Source organism: Selenomonadales bacterium 4137-cl (assembly GCA_032334055.1).
Taxonomy (GTDB): domain Bacteria; phylum Bacillota; class Negativicutes; order Sporomusales; family UBA7701; genus Anaeroselena; species Anaeroselena agilis.
This window is the reverse complement of the sequence record JAUOZS010000001.1, coordinates 1,900,575-1,922,090: the sequence shown is the minus strand read 5'-3', so window position 1 is coordinate 1,922,090 and position 21,516 is coordinate 1,900,575. Positions and strand designations below refer to the sequence as shown.

24 protein-coding genes and 1 other RNA gene are annotated in these 21,516 nt (G+C 60.1%); 17 read left to right on the top strand and 8 right to left on the bottom strand.

The features are described 5' to 3' along the window. Both Q4T40_10185 and Q4T40_10180 read right to left on the bottom strand, forming a co-directional pair. Window positions 1–432 carry a hypothetical protein gene (locus Q4T40_10185; protein MDT8901610.1) on the bottom strand — a complete coding sequence of 144 codons (432 nt, stop codon included), beginning with the start codon at window positions 430–432 and terminating at the stop codon, window positions 1–3. 48 nt (window positions 433–480) lie between these two features. Beyond that, on the bottom strand, window positions 481–1,245 hold the full coding sequence (locus tag Q4T40_10180; protein ID MDT8901609.1) for a hypothetical protein: 765 nt from the start codon (window positions 1,243–1,245) through the stop codon (window positions 481–483). Between the two features lie 154 nt (window positions 1,246–1,399). On the opposite strand from Q4T40_10180, the gene Q4T40_10175 reads away from it, so the two are divergent. Then, entirely contained in the window at window positions 1,400–2,143 is a 744-nt protein-coding gene (locus tag Q4T40_10175) for a hypothetical protein (GenBank protein MDT8901608.1), read from the top strand. A 125-nt stretch (window positions 2,144–2,268) separates the two neighbouring features. Here Q4T40_10175 and Q4T40_10170 read toward each other — a convergent pair whose 3' ends face one another. Next, the gene (locus Q4T40_10170) at window positions 2,269–2,418 is read right to left on the bottom strand and encodes a hypothetical protein (protein MDT8901607.1); all 150 of its coding nucleotides are present in this window, start codon (window positions 2,416–2,418) and stop codon (window positions 2,269–2,271) included. A gap of 216 nt (window positions 2,419–2,634) precedes the next feature. Between Q4T40_10170 and Q4T40_10165 the strand changes: the two genes are divergently transcribed. Beyond that, entirely contained in the window at window positions 2,635–3,261 is a 627-nt protein-coding gene (locus Q4T40_10165; GenBank protein MDT8901606.1) for a LysE family transporter, read from the top strand. A gap of 233 nt (window positions 3,262–3,494) precedes the next feature. Next, on the top strand, window positions 3,495–3,638 hold the full coding sequence (locus Q4T40_10160; protein MDT8901605.1) for a hypothetical protein: 144 nt from the start codon (window positions 3,495–3,497) through the stop codon (window positions 3,636–3,638). A gap of 37 nt (window positions 3,639–3,675) precedes the next feature. Here Q4T40_10160 and Q4T40_10155 read toward each other — a convergent pair whose 3' ends face one another. After that, complete coding sequence (locus Q4T40_10155) at window positions 3,676–5,139, bottom strand: amino acid permease (protein MDT8901604.1); 1,464 nt, start codon at window positions 5,137–5,139, stop codon at window positions 3,676–3,678. Window positions 5,140–5,239: 100 nt separating this feature from the next. Continuing rightward, window positions 5,240–5,674, bottom strand: a complete 435-nt coding sequence (locus Q4T40_10150; protein MDT8901603.1) for a DoxX family protein — start codon at window positions 5,672–5,674, stop codon at window positions 5,240–5,242. A gap of 184 nt (window positions 5,675–5,858) precedes the next feature. Here Q4T40_10150 and Q4T40_10145 point away from each other — a divergent pair, with 184 nt between their 5' ends. The 3 genes from Q4T40_10145 (at window position 5,859) to Q4T40_10135 (ending at window position 8,983) form a co-directional block, all read left to right on the top strand. Beyond that, on the top strand, window positions 5,859–7,622 hold the full coding sequence (locus Q4T40_10145) for a TIGR03960 family B12-binding radical SAM protein (protein MDT8901602.1): 1,764 nt from the start codon (window positions 5,859–5,861) through the stop codon (window positions 7,620–7,622). After that, window positions 7,619–8,434 carry a peptidoglycan editing factor PgeF gene (gene pgeF, locus Q4T40_10140; GenBank protein ID MDT8901601.1) on the top strand — a complete coding sequence of 272 codons (816 nt, stop codon included), beginning with the start codon at window positions 7,619–7,621 and terminating at the stop codon, window positions 8,432–8,434. Before Q4T40_10145 ends, pgeF begins: the two co-directional genes overlap by 4 nt. A gap of 414 nt (window positions 8,435–8,848) precedes the next feature. Beyond that, window positions 8,849–8,983, top strand: coding sequence for a hypothetical protein (locus Q4T40_10135; GenBank protein ID MDT8901600.1), 135 nt, complete (start codon window positions 8,849–8,851; stop codon window positions 8,981–8,983). Between the two features lie 45 nt (window positions 8,984–9,028). On the opposite strand, the gene Q4T40_10130 is transcribed toward Q4T40_10135, so the two are convergent. Beyond that, window positions 9,029–9,547, bottom strand: a complete 519-nt coding sequence (locus Q4T40_10130) for a hypothetical protein (GenBank protein MDT8901599.1) — start codon at window positions 9,545–9,547, stop codon at window positions 9,029–9,031. Window positions 9,548–9,707: 160 nt separating this feature from the next. Between Q4T40_10130 and Q4T40_10125 the strand changes: the two genes are divergently transcribed. From Q4T40_10125 to Q4T40_10115, 3 genes are all read left to right on the top strand, one after another. Continuing rightward, window positions 9,708–10,640: a DMT family transporter gene (locus tag Q4T40_10125; protein MDT8901598.1), complete on the top strand. Its 933-nt coding sequence runs from the start codon at window positions 9,708–9,710 to the stop codon at window positions 10,638–10,640. 7 nt (window positions 10,641–10,647) lie between these two features. Next, entirely contained in the window at window positions 10,648–11,262 is a 615-nt protein-coding gene (locus Q4T40_10120; GenBank protein MDT8901597.1) for a LysE family translocator, read from the top strand. 235 nt (window positions 11,263–11,497) lie between these two features. After that, window positions 11,498–12,253 carry a hypothetical protein gene (locus Q4T40_10115; GenBank protein MDT8901596.1) on the top strand — a complete coding sequence of 252 codons (756 nt, stop codon included), beginning with the start codon at window positions 11,498–11,500 and terminating at the stop codon, window positions 12,251–12,253. Between the two features lie 87 nt (window positions 12,254–12,340). On the opposite strand, the gene Q4T40_10110 is transcribed toward Q4T40_10115, so the two are convergent. Next, the gene (locus Q4T40_10110) at window positions 12,341–12,535 is read right to left on the bottom strand and encodes a hypothetical protein (protein MDT8901595.1); all 195 of its coding nucleotides are present in this window, start codon (window positions 12,533–12,535) and stop codon (window positions 12,341–12,343) included. A gap of 270 nt (window positions 12,536–12,805) precedes the next feature. On the opposite strand from Q4T40_10110, the gene Q4T40_10105 reads away from it, so the two are divergent. The 6 genes from Q4T40_10105 (at window position 12,806) to Q4T40_10080 (ending at window position 18,992) form a co-directional block, all read left to right on the top strand. Further along, the gene (locus Q4T40_10105; GenBank protein MDT8901594.1) at window positions 12,806–13,162 is read left to right on the top strand and encodes a PadR family transcriptional regulator; all 357 of its coding nucleotides are present in this window, start codon (window positions 12,806–12,808) and stop codon (window positions 13,160–13,162) included. 36 nt (window positions 13,163–13,198) lie between these two features. Then, window positions 13,199–14,221 (top strand): HlyD family secretion protein, encoded by a 1,023-nt coding sequence (locus tag Q4T40_10100; GenBank protein MDT8901593.1) that lies wholly within the window; start codon window positions 13,199–13,201, stop codon window positions 14,219–14,221. A 5-nt stretch (window positions 14,222–14,226) separates the two neighbouring features. Then, a complete protein-coding gene (locus Q4T40_10095) occupies window positions 14,227–15,810 on the top strand; it encodes a DHA2 family efflux MFS transporter permease subunit (GenBank protein MDT8901592.1) in 1,584 nt (527 codons plus the stop codon). Between the two features lie 106 nt (window positions 15,811–15,916). Further along, complete coding sequence (gene arr / locus Q4T40_10090) at window positions 15,917–16,333, top strand: NAD(+)--rifampin ADP-ribosyltransferase (GenBank protein ID MDT8901591.1); 417 nt, start codon at window positions 15,917–15,919, stop codon at window positions 16,331–16,333. Window positions 16,334–16,832: 499 nt separating this feature from the next. Next, on the top strand, window positions 16,833–17,549 hold the full coding sequence (locus Q4T40_10085; GenBank protein MDT8901590.1) for a hypothetical protein: 717 nt from the start codon (window positions 16,833–16,835) through the stop codon (window positions 17,547–17,549). Between the two features lie 246 nt (window positions 17,550–17,795). Then, window positions 17,796–18,992: an IS256 family transposase gene (locus tag Q4T40_10080; protein ID MDT8901589.1), complete on the top strand. Its 1,197-nt coding sequence runs from the start codon at window positions 17,796–17,798 to the stop codon at window positions 18,990–18,992. Window positions 18,993–19,323: 331 nt separating this feature from the next. On the opposite strand, the gene Q4T40_10075 is transcribed toward Q4T40_10080, so the two are convergent. Then, complete coding sequence (locus Q4T40_10075; GenBank protein ID MDT8901588.1) at window positions 19,324–19,626, bottom strand: zinc-ribbon domain containing protein; 303 nt, start codon at window positions 19,624–19,626, stop codon at window positions 19,324–19,326. A gap of 166 nt (window positions 19,627–19,792) precedes the next feature. Between Q4T40_10075 and ssrS the strand changes: the two genes are divergently transcribed. Together ssrS and Q4T40_10065 are read left to right on the top strand one after the other, a co-directional pair. Next, a non-coding RNA gene (gene ssrS / locus Q4T40_10070) (6S RNA) lies at window positions 19,793–19,960 on the top strand. Between the two features lie 167 nt (window positions 19,961–20,127). Beyond that, complete coding sequence (locus tag Q4T40_10065) at window positions 20,128–21,459, top strand: DEAD/DEAH box helicase (protein ID MDT8901587.1); 1,332 nt, start codon at window positions 20,128–20,130, stop codon at window positions 21,457–21,459. Window positions 21,460–21,516 lie beyond the last annotated feature (57 nt).

Below are 21,516 nucleotides of genomic sequence, written 5' to 3'. Positions count from 1 at the left end.
CTATCCCTTGTAATTCACCAGTACAAGCCCCGCCAGACACAGCGCGATCCCCAGCGCGTTCACCGCCGTCAGCGACTCCCGGAAAAACAGCAGCCCCACCGGAATCAGCAGCAGCGACACCGTCGTGCTCGAAACCAGGCCCGCCAGCGTAATATTCCAGCCCGCGCGGTACGCCAGCATGAACCCCACCTCCAGACCGACGATCGCCAGCCCCAGCGCGTAACTCGCCCAGTTCAGCTCCCTCAGGCCGGTCGTCAGCGACACCTTGTCAGGAGAAAGAAAATAAATGGCCGCCGTTGCCGACGCCGCCGTAAGATAAGTCACGACCAGCGACAGGATCGGGTTGACCGTCGCCGGCGTCACCTTCAGAAACACGTGATAAAGGACATTAGAAACAACAGTAAGGCCAATCGCCATGTAATATAACATCATCTGCTCCCACTCACATTATATCGTAAAATGAAACTACACCTTTCGGCCTCACGGCGCCGGTTCGTCCTTTGCGGTAAACCTCATCGCCGTCCCCGCGGGGTAAATCTTCACAACCCCGCCAGCGGCGCTAAGCTTGGCCTCGGCCGCCAGCGTCCCCGCCGTCACCAGCCCCTCGGGCGAAAAACTGATGACCGTTCCCTTCCTGAACTTCAGGAACCCAGCCCCGCCATTGGCCGCCAATATCTCCTGCCAGCCCGTCGGCCTCAGCCACGTGTCGAAGTTAAGCGTCCCCACAGCCACAACGCCGTTGGCGTGGAAGGACAGCGCAGTATCTTCCCTATAGCACACATAGCCCTGTTTACCCTCCACCAGCCTGATGTACGCAGGCTTGTCCAGCGTCCCGGCGACTACCTCGCCCTGCTCGTTGAAGGTCACCGCCTGGCCGCCCTTGAAAAGCAGGTGCTTTTCCGCGGACACCGCGTAGCTGTACGAGCCGCCGCCGAAGCTAAAGCCGCCGCCCGACGACGACGACGTCACCGGCGCATAGCCGCTCTCCATCGTGAAATCGAACATCACCCGCTGCCAACCGGCCGGGCGGAGACCCGTATCCCGCGCCAGCACCCCGCTGACCACCTCGCCGTACTCGTTCGTTACCGCCTCGGTATTCTTCTTGAACTTCACCGTTCCCGTCGCCCAGTTCACCGGATGGAGCTCGGTGTCCGCAGTCAGGGCGGCCGTTGCCGCCCCGGCACGCAAGGGCAGCAAAAGCAGCAGTGCCAGGGCCGAAAACAGCGCGACCCTCGATCTCAACATCTCATCCCCTCCGCGCAAAGTCATTTAATGGTATTTCTGCCCGCGGACGCGAAATCCTGCCGCTCCCGCCGCGCCCGCGAAAAAACGCCCCGGGTTCACCCCGGGGCGTGCCTGTCCGCTCGTGCGGCCGTTATAGCTGATTCTGGTTCTGATTTTGGTTCTGATTCTGATTCTGGTTCTGGTTTTGGTTCTGGTTCTGATTCTGATTCTGGTTCTGGTTCTGGTTCTGATTCTGGTTCTGATTCTGGTTCTGATTCTGATTCTGATTCTGATTCTGATTCTGATTCTGATTCTGATTCTGATTCTGATTCTGATTCTGATTCTGATTCTGATTCTGATTCTGATTCTGATTCTGATTCTGATTCTGATTCTGATTCTGATTCTGATTCTGATTCTGATTCTGATTCTGATTCTGATTCTGATTCTGGTTCTGATTCTGGTTCTGGTTCTGATTCTGATTCTGGTTCTGATTCTGGTTCTGATTCTGGTTCTGATTCTGATTCTGATTCTGGTTCTGATTCTGATTCTGGTTCTGATTCTGGTTCTGGTTCTGGTTCTGGTTCTGATTCTGATTCTGATTTTGGTTCTGGTTCTGGTTCTGATTCTGATTTTGGTTCTGGTTCTGGTTCTGGTTCTGGCCTTTTCCTTTGCTCTGGCTCTGGCTTTGGCTCTGGCTCTGGCTCTGGCTTGCGCTGCCGTTGCCGGAAGCCCCTCCGGCTCCACCGCCAGCGCCGTCGCTACCACCACCGCCGCCACCGCCGCCGCCGCCACCGCCGCCGCCGCCGCCGCCGCCGCCGCCACCGCCGCCACCGCCGCCGCCGCCACCGCCACCGGCGAGCGCGATATCGGTTTGGACGGCCAGCGCGCAACTGACGACAAATATAAAGATCAACAGTAACGCAAACGCCCTTTTCATCCTTCGTTTCCTCCCTTTTGCTCGTTAATACTTGCCGTATTTCGTTCAACTACTACTATTTACCATATTATAACTCTTGTTAAAGAGTGAACGTAGGGACAAAAGTCTCATTTTTCCGGGATAACCGCCCAATACATACGGTAATTACTATAATCACACGCCGGTGCAAAATAGCGGCCCGGCAGGAAAACCTCGCCATAACGCAGAAAGACATTAAACGGTGCAAGCGCCGTCGAATTCGCCTGCGAAATCATCAAGCTCCTCAACGCCTACGACCATAAGACCGCCCGTCAGTCGTTAGACCTGTATAAAAGCGACGTCCTGCCGCCACCTGAATTCCGGTTCCGCGAACCGGGCGCCAAACGCCCGCGCCAGCCTCGCCGCCCGGGGCTTGTGGGGACCCGCGTCCGCATAAGCCCTTAGTCAAACATCAAAACACTCTCCAATCCGGAAGGTGATAACCTGTGGAAACCATGCTCGCGCTCGCCGGCATCCTCCTGGCCGTCGCCCTCGGCGCCATGAGCCCCGGCCCCAGCTTCCTGTTCGTCGCCCGCACCTCCATGGCCGCTTCCCGCCGGAGCGGCCTCGCCGCCGCCGCCGGCATGGGCGTCGGCGGCTTCGCCTATGCCATCCTCGCTCTCCTCGGCCTCAAAGCCGTATTCGCCGGCTTCCCCTGGCTATACAGCCTCATCAAGTTGGGCGGCGGTGCCTACCTCGTCTACATCGGCATCCAGATGTGGCGCGGCGCGGCCAGCCCCCTTGCCGACCTCCCGGCCGCCGACGCGGTGCGGAACACCAGGCTGCGCGCCTTCGCCATGGCCGCCGCCACCCAGCTCAGCAACCCCAAGACCGCCGTCTTCTACGGCAGCATCTTCGCAGCCCTTCTGCCGGCCAGCCCCGGCCCGCTCTTCACCATCCTCCTGCCCCTGGCCGTATTCCTCATCGAAATCGGCTGGTACAGCATCGTCGCCCTTCTCCTGTCGGCGTCGGCGCCGCGGGCGGCCTACATGCGGGCCAAAAGCGCCCTCGACCGCACCGCCGGAACCGTCATGGGGTTATTAGGAGTGAAGCTCATCGCCGCCGCCGACTCCGGCATCTGACCCGAAAGCCCGCGCAGCCGCCTGCGCGGGTTTTTCATGTCCGCGACCAGCGGCGAAATATTCTGTTGCCGAAAAACGGGGAAGCGCCCCTCTTCCCCGAGGCCGCCGCGGCGATGGAGGAAATCGCCGCCTCCTTCGTCAACACGCGGTTCGGCGGCTGAACGGCAACCCCTCATGCCGACCTCCGCCTAAAACAGACGCCGCCGGGCAAACTAACCCCGGAGGTGTTGCACATGGCCAAAGACAAAGACAAAACTAAATTCACCAAAGACGAGCAGAACCTGTCGGCAATCATCGCCGATCACAATCCCCTCGTGAAGAGCGACGAGGACGAGCAATGGACGAAGGCGAGGGGCTACCAGACGACCAACGACTGATATCGGTCGTCCATAAAGCCGCCCAGCCAAAAGGCCCTCATTTCTGAGGGCCTTTCTCCTTTTCGCCTTCTATGTCCGGTCGTCTGTCCCGCTTCCCGTCCAGGGCGAAATCCTCCGCCAGCTCAAGCTGCAGCCTCAGCAGCAGGTCTTGCCCCCCGGCCTCCGTCCCTGGAGCCCGCGACGCCACGCGCCGCTTCACCAGGTACGCGGCCGCGAAGAAGGCCAGCAGCCCCAGCCCGGCCGCCAACCCCGCCCCCTGGCCGGGGATGAGCGGCATACTGGCGATGATCGCCACGCAGCCGGCCAGCCCCAGCCACGAGGTATACGGGTAGCCCGGCAGCTGGCAGTTGCCCTTCGGCGGGCAGCCGTGCGTCCGGCGGAACTTATAATGCGTCGCCAGGATCACCACATACGCCATCAGCAGCGAAAATCCCCCGGCGCTCACCAGAAAAAGATACACCTGCTCCGGCAGCACGAACCCCAGCGCCAGTCCGGCCAGCATCCCCGCCCCCGAAAACAGAATGCCCCGGTAGGGGACGTCGCCCGCATCCTTAAGCCACGCCGGCGCGTGCCCCTCCTCGGCCAGCGAGCGCATCATCCGCCCCAGGCCGAACATCGCCGCCAGCATCGTCGACAGAATCGCCGACACCAGCACCGCGTTCATCACATTCCCGGCCCACGCCAGCTGCCGCGCCGCCAGCGCCGCCACCAGCGGGCTCACCTCCGTCGTCAGCGTCCCCGTCGGCACCAGCGGCAGCAGCGCAGTCAGCGCCAGCACATACAGCCCCACCAGCCCCGCCACCGTCATGCCGATCGCCTTCGGCACCGTGCGGTGCGGATCGCGGGCCTCCGACGCCGCCAGACCGATGATCTCGAACCCCGCGTACGTGAAAACCACGATCAGCATGCTCCCCGCGAGGCCGCCCACCCCCGCCGGCAATAGCGGCTCCGTCGCCAGCGATCCCGCGCCCACCGCCTGCGCCCCCGGCACCAGCCCGGCGACCAGCGCCGCCCCCAGCGCGATGAACCCCACGATCGCCAGCAGCTTCAGCGCCGCCAGGCCGCTCTCCAGGCGGCTCAACCTGTCCGCTCCCAAAAGATTCAGCAGCGTCACCCCCGCGATGATCGCTGCCCCGGTCAGCGGTATCGACAACGCCGGCAGCCAGCTCTTGATAAAAATCGAAACCGCCGTCGCCTCGCTCGACATCGCCAGCACCAGCCCCGTCCAGTAAACCCAGCCCACCGTGAACCCCGTTCCCGGGCCGAACGCCCGCTCGGCGAACGTCCGGAACGAGCCGGGGGCCGCGTCGGCCACCGTCATCTCCGACAGCGCGAACAAAATAATATAAACCAGCGCCCCGCCCAGCAGAAAAGCGCCGATCACCGCCGGCCCCGCGCTGCGGATCGCCACCGCCGACCCCAGAAAAAAAGACCCCCCGATAACCGTTCCCAGCGCCAGCATCGTCAACTGCCACGCGGTCAACCCGCTCTCCTGCCTCATCCGGCCGCCTCCTTATCCTGTCTTTCCACTAAGTATGGCCGGTCCGCCGCGCCCGTATCCGGCGTCCTGCCCGCGGCCCGCGCGCTTCCTGCGGCGGCCCCTATCGTAGGGCCCTACCCCTCCGGCCGCACAGGCGCGCGTCGAAGCTGTACCGCCCCGGCCCGATAAACAGCAGGCTGACAAAGACTATCCCTAGCTCCAGCGCCTGGGAAGCGCCGCCCAGCCCGGCGCCGGTGCCGAACTTCATCGCCACCGCCACCGCCATCGTAACCGCCAACAGCAGGCATGCCGGACGGAAAAACAGGCCGACGATCAGCAGCAGCCCGCCACCGAACTCCGACGCCGCCGCCATGAAACCCCAGAAAGGCGGCAGGAACCCGATCCCCACGAAACTCATCGACATCCCCAGCTTCGTCCACGCGGCCACCCCGCCCGTTACCTTCGGCCACCCGTGGTACATAAACATCAGTCCCAGGCCCACCCTCAGCAGCAGCAGGCCTCCGTCGCGGAACCTGTCCGAGCCGGAACACAACATTGCGGATCACTCCTTTCAAATATAGTTTGCATAGCTGAGGCCCAAATAACACCCCAAGTAGCCGGCGGCATCCACAAGCTCCCTATGTGGCCAACTTTCCCTCATGTTCGCCCCGCCGGCAGGGAAAAACTATAACAACGTGTAATAACTCCTGTGGCATACTAAACAATCGGAAGTGACGCCCATGTCCTGGCCCCTCAAGGAAAAACTCAAAAAACAGCTCGCCGCCGAGCAGGGCGCTGTCATCCACGCCCCCGGCTCCCGCCCCGGCTTCGCCCTTGCCTTCCCCAACACCTACCAGGTCGGCATGTCCAACCTCGGCTTCCACATCATCTACCGCGAAATCAACGCCAGCGGCCTCGCCGCCTGCGAACGCGTCTTCCTGCCCGGCAAAAAAGACCTTGCCGAGCACCATCGCACCAACACCCCCCTCATGACCCTCGAAACCCAGCGGCCCCTGTACGAGTTCCCCCTCGTCGGCTTCGCCGTCTCCTTCGAAATCGACTACTTCAACCTCCTCGCCATGCTCGACCTCGGCAAAATCCCCCTCCTCGCCGCCGACCGCGGCGAAGAGCACCCCATCGTCCTCGCCGGCGGCCCCTGCGCCACCTTCAACCCCGAACCCCTCGCCGCCTTTATCGACGCCTTCGTCATCGGCGAAGGCGAAGAAGTCATCCGCGAAATCCTCGCCGCCTGGCAGCGGGGCAGGGAAGAGGGGCTGGCCCGCGAAGACATGCTCCTTTCCTTCGCGGCTATTCCCGGCGTCTATGTCCCCGCCTTTTACAAAGACGAATACAACCCCGACGGCACCCTCGCCGCCCTCACCCCCGCCGCCGCCGTCCCGGCCGTCATCAGCCGCCGGTGGGTGCGCGACCTCGACGCCCACCCCGGCCAGACCGCCGTCGTCACCGCCGACACCGAATTCGGCGACATGTACCTCATCGAAATCGCCCGCGGCTGCGGCCGCCACTGCCGCTTCTGCATGGCCGGCTACTGCTTCCGCCGGCCCCGCGCCCGCTCCCTCGCCGGTCTGGAGGAAACCATCCGCCGCGCCGAACAATACCGCGACAAAATCGGCCTCGTCGGCGCCGCCGTCTCCGACCACCCCGACATCGACCGCCTCGTCGCCTTCATCCGCGCCCAGGGTCTCAAATTCTCCGTCGCCTCCATCCGCGCCGACTCCTTCACCCCCGCGCTCGCCGAAGCCTTGGCCGCCAGCGGCCACAAAACAATCACCCTCGCCCCCGAAGCCGCCAGCGACCGGCTCCGCCGCATCATCAACAAAGGCATCGACGCCGCCGACCTCGAACGGGCCGTGGCCCTCGCCGCCGCCGCCGGCATACCGAACGTCCGCCTCTACATCATGGTCGGCCTCCCCGGCGAACAGGACGACGACATCGCCGCCATCGCCGAACTCGCCCGCGCCACCCGGCGCCACATGGCCGCCCACGGCAGCGGCGGCCGCCTCACCCTCAGCATCAACCCCTTCATCCCCAAACCCTTCACCCCCTTCCAGTGGCTGCCCATGGCCCCCCGGCCCGTCGTCGAAGACAGGCTCGCCGCCATCCGCGCCGCCCTCAAAGCCGACAAAAACACCGAAATCCTCGTCGAACCACCCAAAGAAGCCTATCTCCAGGGCGTCCTCTCCCGCGGCGACCGCCGCCTTGGCCCCGTCCTCCTCGCCGCCCACCGCGCCGGCGGCCCCAAACACTGGCCCAAGGCCCTCGCCGCCGCCGGCCTCGACGAAACCTTCTACCTCTACCGTGAACGCCCCGCAGGCGAAACCCTCCCCTGGCACCACCTCGACATGGGCCTCGAGCCCGGCTACCTCCGCCAGGAACTGGACCGCGCCCGCGCTGAAAAATACACCCCCCCCTGCCAGCCGGGCTGCACCCGCTGCGGTGTCTGCCGGCCTAGCCAGGGGGAGGGAGGAGGCAACACCCCATGAGCAAATTCGTCCTCAAGCGCGCCGCCAACGGCGTATGGTACGGCCTGTTCACCCACCTCGCCCACCGCGGGGTCAAACACGGCGTCTCCACCCGGCTGGGCGGCCTCAGCACCCCGCCCTACGCCACCCTCAACCTCGGCCTCAAAAGCGGCGACGACCCCGACAAAGTCTGTCTCAACCGCGACCTCTTCTGCCAGGCCGTCGGCGTCGACTACGCCCGCGCCGTCACCTGCCAGCAGGTCCACGCCGACCGCATCCACCTCGCCGGCGCCGAAGACGCCGGGCGGGGCGCGCGCGACCACGCCGCCGCCGTCCCCGCCAGCGACGCCCTCATCACCGACCAGGGCGGCCTGCCCCTCATCCTCTTCTACGCCGACTGCGTCCCCGTCCTCATCTTCGACCCCGTCCGGCGGGCCATCGGCCTCAGCCACGCCGGCTGGAAAGGCACTGTCGCCAAAATCGCCGCCAAAACCGTCCTCGCTATGGGCGAACACTACGGCACCAGGCCGGCCGACTGCCTCGTCGGCATCGGCCCCTCCATCGGCCCCTGCTGCTACGAAGTCGACGCCCCCGTCGTCGAAGCCCTCCGGGCCTCCTTCGGCCCCGCCTGGCGCCACCTCGTCGTCCCCCGCGGCGACAGATGGCTCCTCGACCTCTGGCACGCCAACCGCGACCAGATCGAAGAAATCGGCGTCCCCCGCGCCCACATCGACATCAGCGGCGTCTGCACCGCCGAAAACACCGAGCTGTTTTATTCGCATAGGGCCGAGCGCGGCACCACCGGCCGCATGGGTGCTATTATCTCCTTATAATTTCAGTGGGGCCGCCCATAAGCGCCCATCTGCGGCGTTGCTCCTCGGCTGCCATCCTCAGCGTACTTCCGTGTACGCTTCCGGTGTCAGCCTCCGGTGCGCCTTGCATCTGGGCACTTCTGAACGGCCCCGGCAATTCAAGGTAGAACGGGAGGGTGGGGGAGAGGGGTGCTTGTCCCCGCCCCCGCATCAAAATCCCCCCTCGCGGCAGATACTAATGCCGCAAAGGGGGGATAACCATGCCCGGCGCGCCCAGCGACGCCCAAATCGCCGAACTGACCCGCCAGCTCACCCGGGCCCGCGTCGAAAACTGGCACGCCACCGAAACACCTTCCCCGCTGGCGGGCCTTCGCCGCCGCGGCCGTCGTCGCCGCCGGCGTATTCGCCTTCGTTTTCGAGCCGACACTTGAAATATTGGGACTATACCTACCGCTCAAATGTAAATTCCACTACGGCTTCCCCGTCTACATCCTTCTGCCCCTCCTCGCCCGCTGGTTCACCGACAACATCTTCGCCGCCGCTGAACGCGACAAAGCCGGCCGGGACTAACCCCGGCCGGCTTTTCCACGTCCGGCTCCACCCGGGCGAAAAACCTCAGCCCGTCGACGGCGGCCGGAACCGGTACCGCTCCACAAGCTCGCGCGACACCACCAGCTTCACCCCCGGCGCCAGTGTCGGCAGCAGCCGCGCCGGCGCGTCGAACCCCATGATCAGCCCGAAAGTACTGAAAACACTGTTCGAATTCGCCCGCAGCCCGTGCTGCCACAAATTCGGATAACGCAGCCCCAGCGCGTTCATCGCCGGGATGGCCGCTGCCGCCGCCAGCCACCGCGGCATCACCTCCGCCTCGCGCCCACGCGCGCACACCGCCGTCGGCTGACCCGGCTGCAGCGCCCACAAAAAGCCCGCCCCCCGCACCGCCAGCAGCAAATGTGCCGACCAGCCGATCGCCTTCGCCTTCCCCGTGCGCGGATCCACCGCCAGGCCGTGCAACTGCTCGACCACCGCGCCGCCCGCGTCCACCAGCGCCCAGAAATTATGCGTAAACGGCACGAGCGGGACGCGGAACGCCCGCGCCTCGATTCTCCAAAGCTCCGTTTCACTGTCAGCCATACGCCCGACCGCCCCTTCCCGGCCACATCACCGGCCCCTTTTTCGCCGGCGCCCATAACCTTCGGCGCCGCCCCCCGAAATCCTTTTCATTTCGCTGGAGGGGAGCCGGCCCGTCATGTGGAATAAAACAAACCATGGCCCAACCACAGGAGATGATAACTTGACACCGGCCGCACCAAACCCAGCCCGCAAAGTAGAACTTATCCTGCTCGCCATCGTCTTCATCTGGGGCGTCAACACCCCTGTCATGAAAATCGGCCTGAGCGCCATGGACCCCCTCGTCTACAACGCCTTGCGCCTCGTCGTCGCCGCCCTCATATCCGGCGTCGCCCTCGTGGCATCCCACGGCTACCGGCCCATGTCCCTCCCGGACCTCCGGCATCTAGCCGCCATCAGCGTCTTCGGCCTGTTCGTCAACCAAGTCTTCATCATCTACGGCATGAACGCCACCACCGCCGGCAACGCCGCCCTCGTCCTCGCCACCCTGCCCGTCAACGTCGCCCTCATCAACCGCGTCCTCGGCCTCGAAACCCTCTCCCCCCGGACCGCCGCCGGCATCGTCGTCTCCTTCGCCGGCGTCCTCCTCGCCGTCCTCGGCGCCGGCCGCGAAATAAGCCTCACCGGCCCGCACCTCACCGGCGCGGCCCTCATCCTCGTCGGCCAGCTCGGCTATAGCTACTACACCGTCAGCTTCCGCCGCCTCACCGACCGCTACTCACTCTACCAGATCATCACCGGCGCCTTCACCGTCAGCGCCGTCCTCTTCGTCCTCATCGCCGTTCCCGACCTCGCCCGCACCGACTGGGCCGCCGTCCCGGCCGCCGCCTGGCAGAGCGTCGTCTTCTCGTCCGTCTTCGCCCTCGCCCTCGCCAACATCACCTGGATATGGGCCGTCAAAGCCCTCGGCAGCACCAGAGCCTCCCTCTTCCCCAACATTTGCCCCGTCATCTCCATCGTCTTCGCCGGCCTCTTCCTCGACGAAACCTTCGGCCTCCTCCAGGCCGCCGGCGCCGTCATCATCTTCCTTGGCCTGTGGCTCTCCCGCCGTCCGGCCCTCCCGCCGCCCGCCGTCACCCGCACCCGGAAAGGTTGAACCGACAATGCTCGCCTTCCTCCTCGCCGGCGCCTCCCTCGGCCTGTCCGCCGGCCTCTCTCCCGGCCCGCTGTTCGCGCTCGTCATCGCCCAGACGGTGAAATACGGCCGCCGCGAAGGCATCAAAGCCGCCTGCTCGCCCCTCGTCACCGACCTGCCCGTCATCGTCGCCGCCGTCTGGCTGCTGTCCGCCGTCGCCGCCTACAAACACATCCTCGGCCTCATCGCCCTCGCCGGCGGCCTGTTCGTCGCCCACATGGCCTGGGAAAACGCCCGCTCCGGCCCGCCCCCCGCCGACGCCGACACCGCCGTCGCCGCCAACTCCGTCTTTCGCGGCGCCGTCGTCAACCTCCTCAGCCCCCATCCCTACCTCTTCTGGCTCACCGTCGGCGGCCCGCTGCTCCTCGGCGGCTGGCGCGAAAGCCCCGCCAACGCCGTCGCCTTCCTCGCCGGCTTCTACGCCAGCCTCGTCGGCGCCAAAATCCTTCTCGCCTATCTGGTCGCCAAATCGCGCCACGCCTTCACCGGCCCGAGATACACACTCGTAATGCGGGCGCTGGCGGGGTTGTTGTTTGTGCTTGCCGTCTGCTTATTCTACGAAGGCTGGCAGTTATTATCCTAATACATGGCGTTGATAAGCGCCCATCTGCGTTGTTGTTCCTCAGAGCGCTTGCTAGTGTACATCCGAGTACACGTCGCGGCGCGCTCTTCCGGTGCGCCTTGCATCTGGGCACTTCTGAACGGTCCCGGCAGTCCATGGAAGTTAGGAACCGCATAACCGCAAGCGAAGAATTTACAAGGAATTATTTTCCTCCCGTCGAAGTTAAGGAATAGCAACTTCTGGGAGGTGCGGTCTTGTGAAAAGTATTAGATCGAGAGTATTAACCAAGTTTTTTGTGATGGCGTTCATCATTTTCGGCCTCAGTGCATGCGCCGCCGCTGCCCCGAGCACCAGGACGCTGGACGAGGATACCCTCATTACGCCACCCGGAGTTATAGCGGCTCACGGGGACTGGGGCATAAAATTTAAAAAAGGCACGGTTGTTACCCTGAACGAAAACGGCGAAGTTCTTGAAGGTACATTAGCGTCGTCAGTTCGTCTTCCGTGTGTTGCCGGAGGTCCGTTCTATTATACCTGGATTCCCTATGGTGGTATTGAGCTTAAGCCAAACAGGCTCCTAGATTTTAAGGCAGGCACAAGAGTGACCTTCAACGGTAAGGGGGAAGTTATTAAAGGAACCGTTACTGGGAACTTTATAGAGATTCCCGTTAGTCAAACGGATTATATAAGGTTATCGGATAATACCGAGGTCAGTTTTCACGAAAACGGGATGATTGCCACTTGCACCTTAAATTACAAAACATACTTACGTCCTGTCGGCTGGCGGCAGATAATGAATGTAAACAACACCAGCACGGAGCTTCTTCCCGGTCTCGTCCAATTCAGGAAAGAGACGCGGCTTGTCCTGAACGACAAGTGCGAAGTTATCAAAGGCACGTTGAACAAGGACACCAAGCTGCTCTCGCCGTCGGGTTATATTAAGGTTTACGAAGCCGGCACAACCGTGGAATTTGACGACAAAGGCGTCGTTGTCAAAGCCGCGAAATCGTAAGCCCACCCTGCGCGAATCCCTCTGTATAAATCTTCCCCCCGCACAGCAAAGCGGCCCGCCTCCCGGCGGGCCGCTTCGTTATGCGCATTATTCGCCTTCCAGCCGGAATTCGTGCCGCTTCCCGCCCGTCTCCGTCCTGGCCGCCCTGATCCCCTTCGCCGCCAGCCTCGCCGCGAACTTTTCCGCCGTCAGCGCGTTGAAGCACACCGCGACCCCATCCTTGAGCAGCCTCTTCTCAAAAGCCTCGTACACCCCTTCGAAGCAGCCCTGCGCATTGCACATCCCGCATCATCTCCTCGTCGCCTCTAAGGCTCATTATACCAGCCGGGCAATCTTCCCCCGCCGCCTTGTCCCTCTCGCCCTTCGCCGCCCGCCCCCCGAAACCCTCCCGCAGCCGGCCCTTTTTCCCGTTCCCCTGGCAGCCCTGCCCATTATTGCCGGCAATCCCAAATTGACGGCCGCCCCAAAACCTATTAATATTAACAATGTTAGTGTTAACATAAACACAAAGTTATTGCAAACTACAAGCCCTCGCAAAGGAGGTCTTCAGCCTTGTTCAGCCGCCCTGACGCCAAAACCTGGATCAAACTCGTCACCGCCCTCTTCATCCTCACCATCCTCAAAAGCGAAGCCGCCCACGGCAACCGCATCGCCGGCGAGATCAAGCGCCTCACCGGCGACGCCGTCCGGCCCAACCCCAACTTCCTCTACCCGCTGCTCCGCCAGCTCGAGGAAAAGGGCTACGTCGCCGGCCACTGGGAAAACCCCGCTACCCGCGGTAAGCGCGTCTACACCATCACTCCCGGCGGGCTTGCCTACCTCGGATCGCTCAAAGACCTCGCCCGGGCCAAAATGCTCGAGCTCGAGCGGCGCCACAAAGCCATCCGCGAATACCTGCTCGCCGACTGAGCGGAAAATCCCAGTCAAAATTCAAGGAGGAACATCATGAGCGCACCGAAAAAAATCGCCAACCGCAAACTCATCGCCGCCGCCGCCGCGCTGGCCGGCGTTCTTGCCCTCGCCGGCGGCTGGTGGTGGTTCGCCGCCAGCGGCAAAGTCTCCACCGACGACGCCAGAATCAAAAGCAGCATCGTCAACGTCAGCACCAAAGTCCCCGGCCAGATCGAAGAACTCGCCGTCAGGGAAGGCGACCGGGTAGAGGCCGGTCAGGTCATCGCCCGCATCGACAGCCAGGCCCTCAAAATCCAGGTCGAGCAGGCCGAGGCCAACCACGCCGCCGCCCAGGCCAAGCTCGCCTCCTTAGAGGCCGGCAGCCGTCCCCAGCAGGTCGCCCAGGCCCAGGCCGCCGTCGCCCAGGCCGAAGCCAGCCTCGAAAACGCCCGTCGCGACTACGAGCGCACCGCGAAACTCTACGAAGACGGCGCCCTTTCCGCCCAGCAGCGCGACGCCGCCCTCACCGCCCTCAAAGTCGCCCAGGCCCAGCACGAAGCCGCCCGCCAGGGCCTCAGCCTCGCCTCCGAAGGCGCGGCCGCCCAGGACGTCGACTACGCCCGCGCCCAGGTGGCCCAGGCCGCCGCCGCCCTCAGAAACGCCCGCCTCCAGCTCGAAAACACCGCCATCGTCGCCCCCGTATCCGGCATCGTCGCCAAACGGCCCGTCGACCCCGGCGAAATGGTATCCGTCGGCCAGACCGTCTACAGCATCACCGACCCCGCCGAATCCTGGGTCGAGGCCAACATCGAGGAAACCAACATCGGCCGCATCAGAAGCGGCGAAGCCGTCCAGTTCACCGTCGACGCCTACCCGCGGCGCAAATTCGCCGGCGAAGTCGCCGAAGTCGGCGCCGCCACCGGCTCCCAGTTCGCCCTCCTGCCGGCCGACAACGCCACCGGCAACTTCACCAAAGTCACCCAGCGCATCCCCGTCAAAATCAAAATCACCGATAGCGGCCAGGCCGACCTCAAGCCGGGCATGTCGGCCGTCGTCGCCATCCGCGCGGGCAGGTGAGCGCCATGAACGACACCCTCCATCCCAATAAATACCTCGTCCTCGCCATCGTCTCCCTCGGCACCGTCCTCAGTGGCTATGTCGCCAGCTCGCTCGACATCGCCCTCACCAACATCATGAACACCTTCGGCTTCACCATGGACAACGTCACCTGGGTGCTGCTCGCCTACTCCATCCCCTACGGCGCCACCCTGCCCATCATGGGCAAATTCGGCGACCAGTTCGGCCGCAAAAAAGTCTACGTCGCCGGCCTGGTCGTTTTCACCGCCGCCACCATGCTGGTCGGCCTCGCCTGGAACAGCGCGTCCGTCATCGCCTTCCGCATCCTCCAGGGCCTTGGCGCCGCCATGTTCTTCCCCAACGCCATGACCATCGTCGCCGACGCCTTCCCGCCCGAAGAACGGGGCCAGGCAATGGGCATGTGGGGCGCGTTCGCCGCCGCCGGCGCCGTCCTCGGCCCCACCGTCGGCGGCTACATCGTCGAATACGTCAACTGGCGGATGCTGTTCGACAGCATCGTCCCCATCGCCGGCGCCGGCATCCTCCTCGCCGTCCTCGTCCTCCAAGAATCGCCCCGCCAGGCCGTCTCGCGGAAAATCGACTACCTCGGCGGCATCACCCTCGTCACCGGCCTCAGCGCCCTCATCGTCGCCCTCAGCCAGGGCGGCAAGGAAGGCTGGACCTCGGCCTACATCCTCGGCCTCTCCGCCCTCACCGTCCTCAGCCTCGCCGCCTTCGTCCGCATCGAAAGCCGCGTCGCCGAGCCGCTCGTCGACCTCAGCCTCTTCAAAAATCCCACCTTCACCGTCGCCAACCTCGTCGGCTTCATCACCTTCATGGCCCTCATGGGCGGCCTGTTCCTCATCCCCTTCTTCCTCCGCAACATCCTCGGCTACTCGCCCATCCGCGCCGGCCTGTCGCTCTTCCCCCTCATCGGCGCCATGATCCTCATGGCCCCCATGGGCGGCAAGCTCGCCGACCGGACGGGGGGGAGGACGCCCACCATGCTCGGCATGCTCATCCTCGCCGTCGCCATGTACTCCTTCCACACCATGACTGCCGACACCGCCTACCCCTTCATCGCCGTCCGCCTCGCCCTCATGGGCGTCGGTCTCGCCCTCACCATGTCGCCCCTCTCCAACGCCGCCATGGCCACCCTGCCCAAAGAGAAAATGGGCGTCGGCTCCGGCGTCTTCAACCTCTTCAAAAACGTCGGCGGCAGCGTCGGCATCGCCATCTTCGGCACCTTCCTCGACACCCGCACCACCTTCCACGCCGCCGTGCTCGCCGAATACGTCAACACCGCGTCATCGGCGGCGTCCCAGATGCTGTCCGCCCTCCAGGGCGGGTTCATGCAAAGCGGCCTGCCGGCCGTCCAGGCCAAAGGCGCCGCCCTCGCCGTCCTCCAGGGCATGATCGCCAAACAGGCCGCCGTCATCGCCTACGGTGACGTCTTCAAAATCGTCGCCTTCATCGCCGCCCTCGGCGTCCTCGCCGCCACCCTCATCAAAAGCGACAAAAAACCCGCCCCGGAAGAGGAAGCGAGCGAAGAATCAGACGAGAACCTTGTCGCGGTAACAAACGAGTAAAGCCAGAAAGCCCGCGTCCTACCTAGTAGGGCCGCGGGTTTTTTTCTAACGCTACGGATATGATAATGCTATACACAAATTAAAAACATATAAGAGGTGTATCGGCATGAATGACAACAAAGATGTCCTCGATAAAGGTCCTTTCTTTCATGGTACTAAAGCCGACTTAAAAATTGGCGATTTATTAGAACCGCAGCATTTATCAAATTACCAGGATAAAAAAGCCAACCATATATATTTTACCGCTTCGTTAGATGCCGCTAAATGGGGTGCTGAATTAGCGAAATCTAAGGCGAAGGAAAGAATTTATCTTGTAGAACCGTTAGGCGAATTTGAAAACGACCCGAACCTGACCGACAAAAGATTTCCCGGCAACCCAACCCGTTCTTATCGGTCAAAATCCCCTCTGAAAATAATAGCCGAATTAGGTTCATGGGAAAGACATTCCGATGAAGAAATAAATCATATGCTTTCATCTTTAAAAAAATTAAGTGAAGAAGGGAAAAATGTAATATACGATTAACCAGATTGCGGAGAACGCGGGCTACGCGCCGAAGCTCTGGGCGAACGCGCCGTAAGGCTTGCGCCGCGCACCCGCGACCACCGTCGCCAACGGCCGTCCATGGCCGATGGCTCCTCGCTCGTCCGTCCATGGACTCGCGTGTGGCGGCGCGCTCCGCTTCGCCAACGGCGCGTAACGCCCTCCGCAACGTCGCCCACGCCCGCGCCCCCCGCCGCCTCCGGCGAGGGCGTTTAACTTATCGTGACAGAGCGAAGAGCGGGCCACCATCCGAAGGCGTTTAAAGGCGAGAGAAAAGAGCGCCTCGTTGACATCGAGGAGGCTAGCGGTTCGCGTCGTTTGGCCCCAGCAAAATTAAAACTCCACTGTTTTTCTGCAAATCATTGATTTTGTCGGCTTAATAGAAGTAGTAAAAGAGTAGCAGGAATAATATGGTACTAAGACTAACTATATAATAGAACTATTTCGGAGAAGATAGGACGTTGCCAATAAGGGTGATAAAATGAAAGTGGAAAACCTTGAACTTATTTCTTGGACATCTGGGCTAACTTCTGCAGGGTTGAATAGTATTCAAAGCTACAAGCTATATCTTAATGGTAAGTTGGCGTCGCGAAATATACCATATGTTGAATTTGAAAATGAACTTCTACAAATTGATGTTTGCGAAGAATGCTTTACAGTTGGGTGTAGTAGTGGAGGATATGTCCAGATATTGAAAAGTGGAGACACTGTTATATGGAAGCAACCTTTAGTTACAGCTAGAAGCAGGTTAATCACAGGAGCTTACATACTTAATTACGGCTCAATATATTGGCCGGCAGAACGGTTTTATAGTTTTTTGGAAGTCTTTCGCTGTAACGAAAAAAAACTGAGTGAGGGTATCACCCCTATGCAAGGGATTGACTTGTGGGCAATTCATGGAAATAAGAGCATGAAAACGGGAGTAGGATTAAATTATCCGTTAGAACGATTGGAAGAGAATTTTCTTGTGGTATACTCGGATGTTTTTAGTAATGAAGAAAGTTTTGACGTATACAAACGCGCTCGTAAAAGACTAGGGTCATATAAGCAATGCAATTTAATTGAAATTCCGCATAAAGCTATTAACATTAATGTGATGTTTGATATAGATGGGTGTGGAATTTGGGATTGTCTTTATATTATGGACGAAGAAATTGTGTATTCAATTGGTGATGGTTACGGTTTAGTATTTGTATAGAAATATTTTAACCTTACCACGTGACAAAGACTTCGTGATCAAACAGAAACGGCTCTAAAATGGTAAGCATGGTATATAATAGGCAGATAGGAGCAGGGAATAGCCCTGGCCGTTTACCCCTGCGCGAGTCTGTAAAATAAATTGTGCTTTTGCCCTTTCCCATAGAAAATCCGGTAAAATGGGAAAGAGAGGCAGGGGAAGCACATGCCAAAAGAACCTAAAAAGCAACTGCTCAGTCGGGAACAGATGCGTAGCCTCATCAAGGAAGAGAACCTTAAAACCCCGGAGGACGTCCAGCGCCTGCTAAAAGACATGTTCGGCGGCGTATTGCAGGAAATGCTCGAAGCGGAAATGGACCAAAACCTTGGCTATGAGAAAAACGGTTCACGGACGCCGGAACAGTCAAACCGCCGGAACGGCCATAGCCCCAAGACGGTGCGCAGCGAATTCGGCGACGTGGAGCTGGATATCCCCCGTGACCGCGAAGGCGAATTTGACCCCCTTGTCGTCAAGAAACACCAAAAGAGCGTAACAGGTATCGAAGACCAGGTTATCGCCCTTTACGCCAAAGGCGTAAGTACCCGCGAAATTCAGGACCATCTGCAAAACTTGTACGGTATCGAGGCTTCGCCGGCCTTGATCTCCAATATCACCAATAAAATCATGCCCTTGATTAAGGAGTGGCAAAACCGGCCGCTGCAATGCGTCTATGCCGTTGTCTTCCTCGACGCCATTCACTTCAAGGTCAAGCAGGACGGCCAGATCGTCAACAAGGCCGCCTACATGGCAATCGGCATCGACCTGGACGGCACCAAGGACGTACTTGGCATCTGGATCGGCGAAAACGAGTCAGCTAAATTTTGGCTCAGCGTACTAAACGAACTCAGGAACCGGGGCGTACAAGACATCCTTATCACTTCGGTGGACAACCTGACCGGGTTTACAGAAGCCATCGGCGCCGCTTACCCGGAAACACGGGTGCAAAAGTGCATCGTCCACCAGGTCCGTAACTCTATTCGCTATGTGTCTTACAAAGACGTAAAGCGTATTACCTCAGCCCTCAAGCCCATCTACACGGCGGCAACGGAATCGGCCGGGCAGGAAGCCTTGAACCAATTCGAAAGCATCTGGGGAGCCAAGTATCCGCTCATCGTAAAGTCTTGGCGGAACAACTGGGCCGAAATCGCCACCTTCTTTCAGTACCCGCCCGAAATTCGCAAGATCATCTACACAACCAACATGATCGAAAGCTATCACCGGCAGCTCAGGAAGGTCACAAAAGGAAAGAGCATCTTCCCGTCGGACGATGCTCTGTTAAAAATGCTCTATCTAGCAACCCAGGATGTTATGCGGAAATGGACGGGCAGAATTCAGAACTGGGGCCAAATTCTTCTGCAACTATCCATCTTCTTCCCAGAAAAGGTGCGATCTCATTTGCGTTAACTGGCGGCAAGGGGCTAGAGCACAAAATTATTGACAGACCCCCCTGCGCCCCTATCCGGCCTTTCCCCAAAGCAAAAGACTTCACTAGGAAAGTGAAGTCTTTTGCTTTACCATCGTACACGTTATTCGGGGTCCGGACGCCGGACATCCGAAAACGGATCGTTTTATTCCGGAAACCCTCCGAATACGCGACTCCTTGATTTGCAGATGCCTTGCGCTTCCAGCGCCAATTGTCGCGCGAATCCAAGTAAAATGTCCATCTGAACATGTTAGCCATATTCTTTTCTTCCGCTGCCTTTCGCTATATGCTAACGATCAGATATAATTTTTACTAGTGGCGGTTCCGGCCGAAGCAATCACTGCAGTAGACGGGCCGGTCACCGCTGGGGCGGAAGGGGACTTGCGTTTCCCGTCCGCACTCCGCGCAGGTAGCCGGATGCATCTCCCGTCGCTGAAACCCGCCCCCACGGTTATAGCCGCCCCCCGGATTCTGCTGTTTGCGGGCGGCGCGGCAATCGGGGCAGCGTCCGGGTTCGTTGGTGAAGCCTTTTTCGGCAAAGAAGTCTTGTTCTGATGCGCTGAAGGTGAATTCCCTCTCGCAATCCCGGCAAGTTAGCGTTTTGTCTTGCGCCATAGTTAATCCCCCCATTAAGGTTGCAGTTCTATTTCTCTACTATATTCTTTACGCATTATATGATCCGGATACCTTGCAGATAATGGCCGAATAATATAGGACCTTTATTCGACCAGCCCTGGGTAATTTAGTTTGCATTGCGCCGGTTAGTGTGCTAGCATAAGTAAGTAGCCTGTGATGCACGTCATCTTTAATATGTCTACAAGATATATAGGGAATCCAATGCTATGTAAGTTGTCGCGGCACCAGCGAGTGGATGACAAAAACCATACTATGATGCCCACCTGCGAGTAGCGGGTTTGGACATACAAAGAAACGACATTCTGGGCTGCCCATGTTTTCGCAATTATGGATTTACCGAAAGGTAAGTCTTTTTTTGCATCAGCCGGCCTCCTCCTGCCGGACGGACGGCGGTAGCCCGATGCTCCCGAGCATACCGTGGCAATGGCCTGCACAGACTAAGGGAATAACAGTAATTATAAAAAACAGAGGTATATTTTAATGTCCGACAACTTTTTGACACTCGGTATCCGGCGGGAAGTGAACAGCTTTCTGCAGCAAATGGGAATTACCGAGCCTACACCCATCCAAACGAAAGCTATTCCCATGGCGATGGCGGGAAAAGATCTGGTCGCTCAGGCGCAGACAGGCACGGGAAAGACGTTGGCCTTTTTGCTGCCCATCCTGGAAAGCATTCAACCGGACAAGCCGTATATTCAGGCGTTAATCGTTACCCCTACCAGAGAACTGGCGCTGCAGATTACCAAAGAAGCCAAGAAACTGGGCGATAAGCTCGCTGTCAATGTTCTGGCCTTATATGGCGGGCATACTTTGCACAAGCAGGTTAACCAGCTGCAAAACGCCCCGCACCTTGTAATCGGAACGCCGGGCCGCCTGCTTGATCTCCTTCGCCGCAAAAAACTCAGCCTTTCCGGGGTTTCCAAACTTGTATTGGATGAAGCGGATCAAATGCTGCAGATGGGCTTTCTTGACGACGTCGAAGAAATAATAAACCAGACATCCAGCAAGCATCAAACAATGTTATTTTCGGCGACAATACCGCCGAAAATCCGTTCGCTGGCGGCGCGATACATGGAAAGACCTATCGATATCCGTGTTCAGACCACCAATGTTACGCTAGATGAAATCAGGCAAATTATTGTGGAGACCACCCAGGAAGAAAAGCTCGACAGACTTTGCAGCATGATAGATGAATACCGCCCCTATCTTGCGATGGTATTTTGTCATACAAAGCAGCGCGCCATTTCTCTTAACGTTGCTCTTGCCCAACGCGGCTACGAAGTTGATGAACTGCACGGCGATCTGTCCCAGTCAAAGCGCGAGCAAGTAATGAAGCGTTTCCGCGCGGCAAAACTTCAAATACTGGTTGTCACGGACATTGCTGCCAGAGGCCTCGATATTGAGGGCGTTACCCACATATTCAACTATGATATTCCGCATGACGCCGAATCGTATATCCACCGCATCGGCCGAACAGGGCGGGCGGGCCAGACCGGCACAGCCGTCACATTTGTCGTTCCCGGGGAACAACCGTATCTGCGGATAATCGAGCAAGGCATCCGCGCCTCTATTAAGAAGCAGAAATCCAAGGAAGCGAGGGGTATCGCGGACAACGGGGATGCCGGCGCCCAACTGGCCCCGCCAAAGCCCTCTGCTGTCGCTCCCCGCCCCAAAAAGCCGCTAGGAAAAAATCCTCCCCGTCATGGCGGAATTAACCTCCGAAGCCGTCGCAAGCCCAAGACAGACGACGGAACATCACCCTCGCCGCGCCATGAGGCCAAAGGCAGGCAAACCCGGCGGAGCCGCCCCTAACCCTTGCCGGAATGGCAGGCGGATACCGGGGGAACAGTCGAGATTTTATGCGATTGC

Bases quoted from the DNA above. Each gene is read 5' to 3' on its own strand.
- Q4T40_10185 (MDT8901610.1), bottom strand. From the start codon at position 432: ATGATGTTATATTACATGGCGATTGGCCTTACTGTTGTTTCTAATGTC.
- Q4T40_10180 (MDT8901609.1), bottom strand. From the start codon at position 1,245: ATGTTGAGATCGAGGGTCGCGCTGTTTTCGGCCCTGGCACTGCTGCTT.
- Q4T40_10165 (MDT8901606.1), top strand. From the start codon at position 2,635: ATGCTCGCGCTCGCCGGCATCCTCCTGGCCGTCGCCCTCGGCGCCATG.
- Q4T40_10160 (MDT8901605.1), top strand. From the start codon at position 3,495: ATGGCCAAAGACAAAGACAAAACTAAATTCACCAAAGACGAGCAGAAC.
- Q4T40_10155 (MDT8901604.1), bottom strand. From the start codon at position 5,139: ATGAGGCAGGAGAGCGGGTTGACCGCGTGGCAGTTGACGATGCTGGCG.
- Q4T40_10150 (MDT8901603.1), bottom strand. From the start codon at position 5,674: ATGTTGTGTTCCGGCTCGGACAGGTTCCGCGACGGAGGCCTGCTGCTG.
- Q4T40_10145 (MDT8901602.1), top strand. From the start codon at position 5,859: ATGTCCTGGCCCCTCAAGGAAAAACTCAAAAAACAGCTCGCCGCCGAG.
- pgeF (MDT8901601.1), top strand. From the start codon at position 7,619: ATGAGCAAATTCGTCCTCAAGCGCGCCGCCAACGGCGTATGGTACGGC.
- Q4T40_10130 (MDT8901599.1), bottom strand. From the start codon at position 9,547: ATGGCTGACAGTGAAACGGAGCTTTGGAGAATCGAGGCGCGGGCGTTC.
- Q4T40_10120 (MDT8901597.1), top strand. From the start codon at position 10,648: ATGCTCGCCTTCCTCCTCGCCGGCGCCTCCCTCGGCCTGTCCGCCGGC.
- Q4T40_10110 (MDT8901595.1), bottom strand. From the start codon at position 12,535: ATGTGCAATGCGCAGGGCTGCTTCGAAGGGGTGTACGAGGCTTTTGAG.
- Q4T40_10100 (MDT8901593.1), top strand. From the start codon at position 13,199: ATGAGCGCACCGAAAAAAATCGCCAACCGCAAACTCATCGCCGCCGCC.
- Q4T40_10095 (MDT8901592.1), top strand. From the start codon at position 14,227: ATGAACGACACCCTCCATCCCAATAAATACCTCGTCCTCGCCATCGTC.
- arr (MDT8901591.1), top strand. From the start codon at position 15,917: ATGAATGACAACAAAGATGTCCTCGATAAAGGTCCTTTCTTTCATGGT.
- Q4T40_10085 (MDT8901590.1), top strand. From the start codon at position 16,833: ATGAAAGTGGAAAACCTTGAACTTATTTCTTGGACATCTGGGCTAACT.
- Q4T40_10080 (MDT8901589.1), top strand. From the start codon at position 17,796: ATGCGTAGCCTCATCAAGGAAGAGAACCTTAAAACCCCGGAGGACGTC.
- Q4T40_10075 (MDT8901588.1), bottom strand. From the start codon at position 19,626: ATGGCGCAAGACAAAACGCTAACTTGCCGGGATTGCGAGAGGGAATTC.
- Q4T40_10065 (MDT8901587.1), top strand. From the start codon at position 20,128: ATGTCCGACAACTTTTTGACACTCGGTATCCGGCGGGAAGTGAACAGC.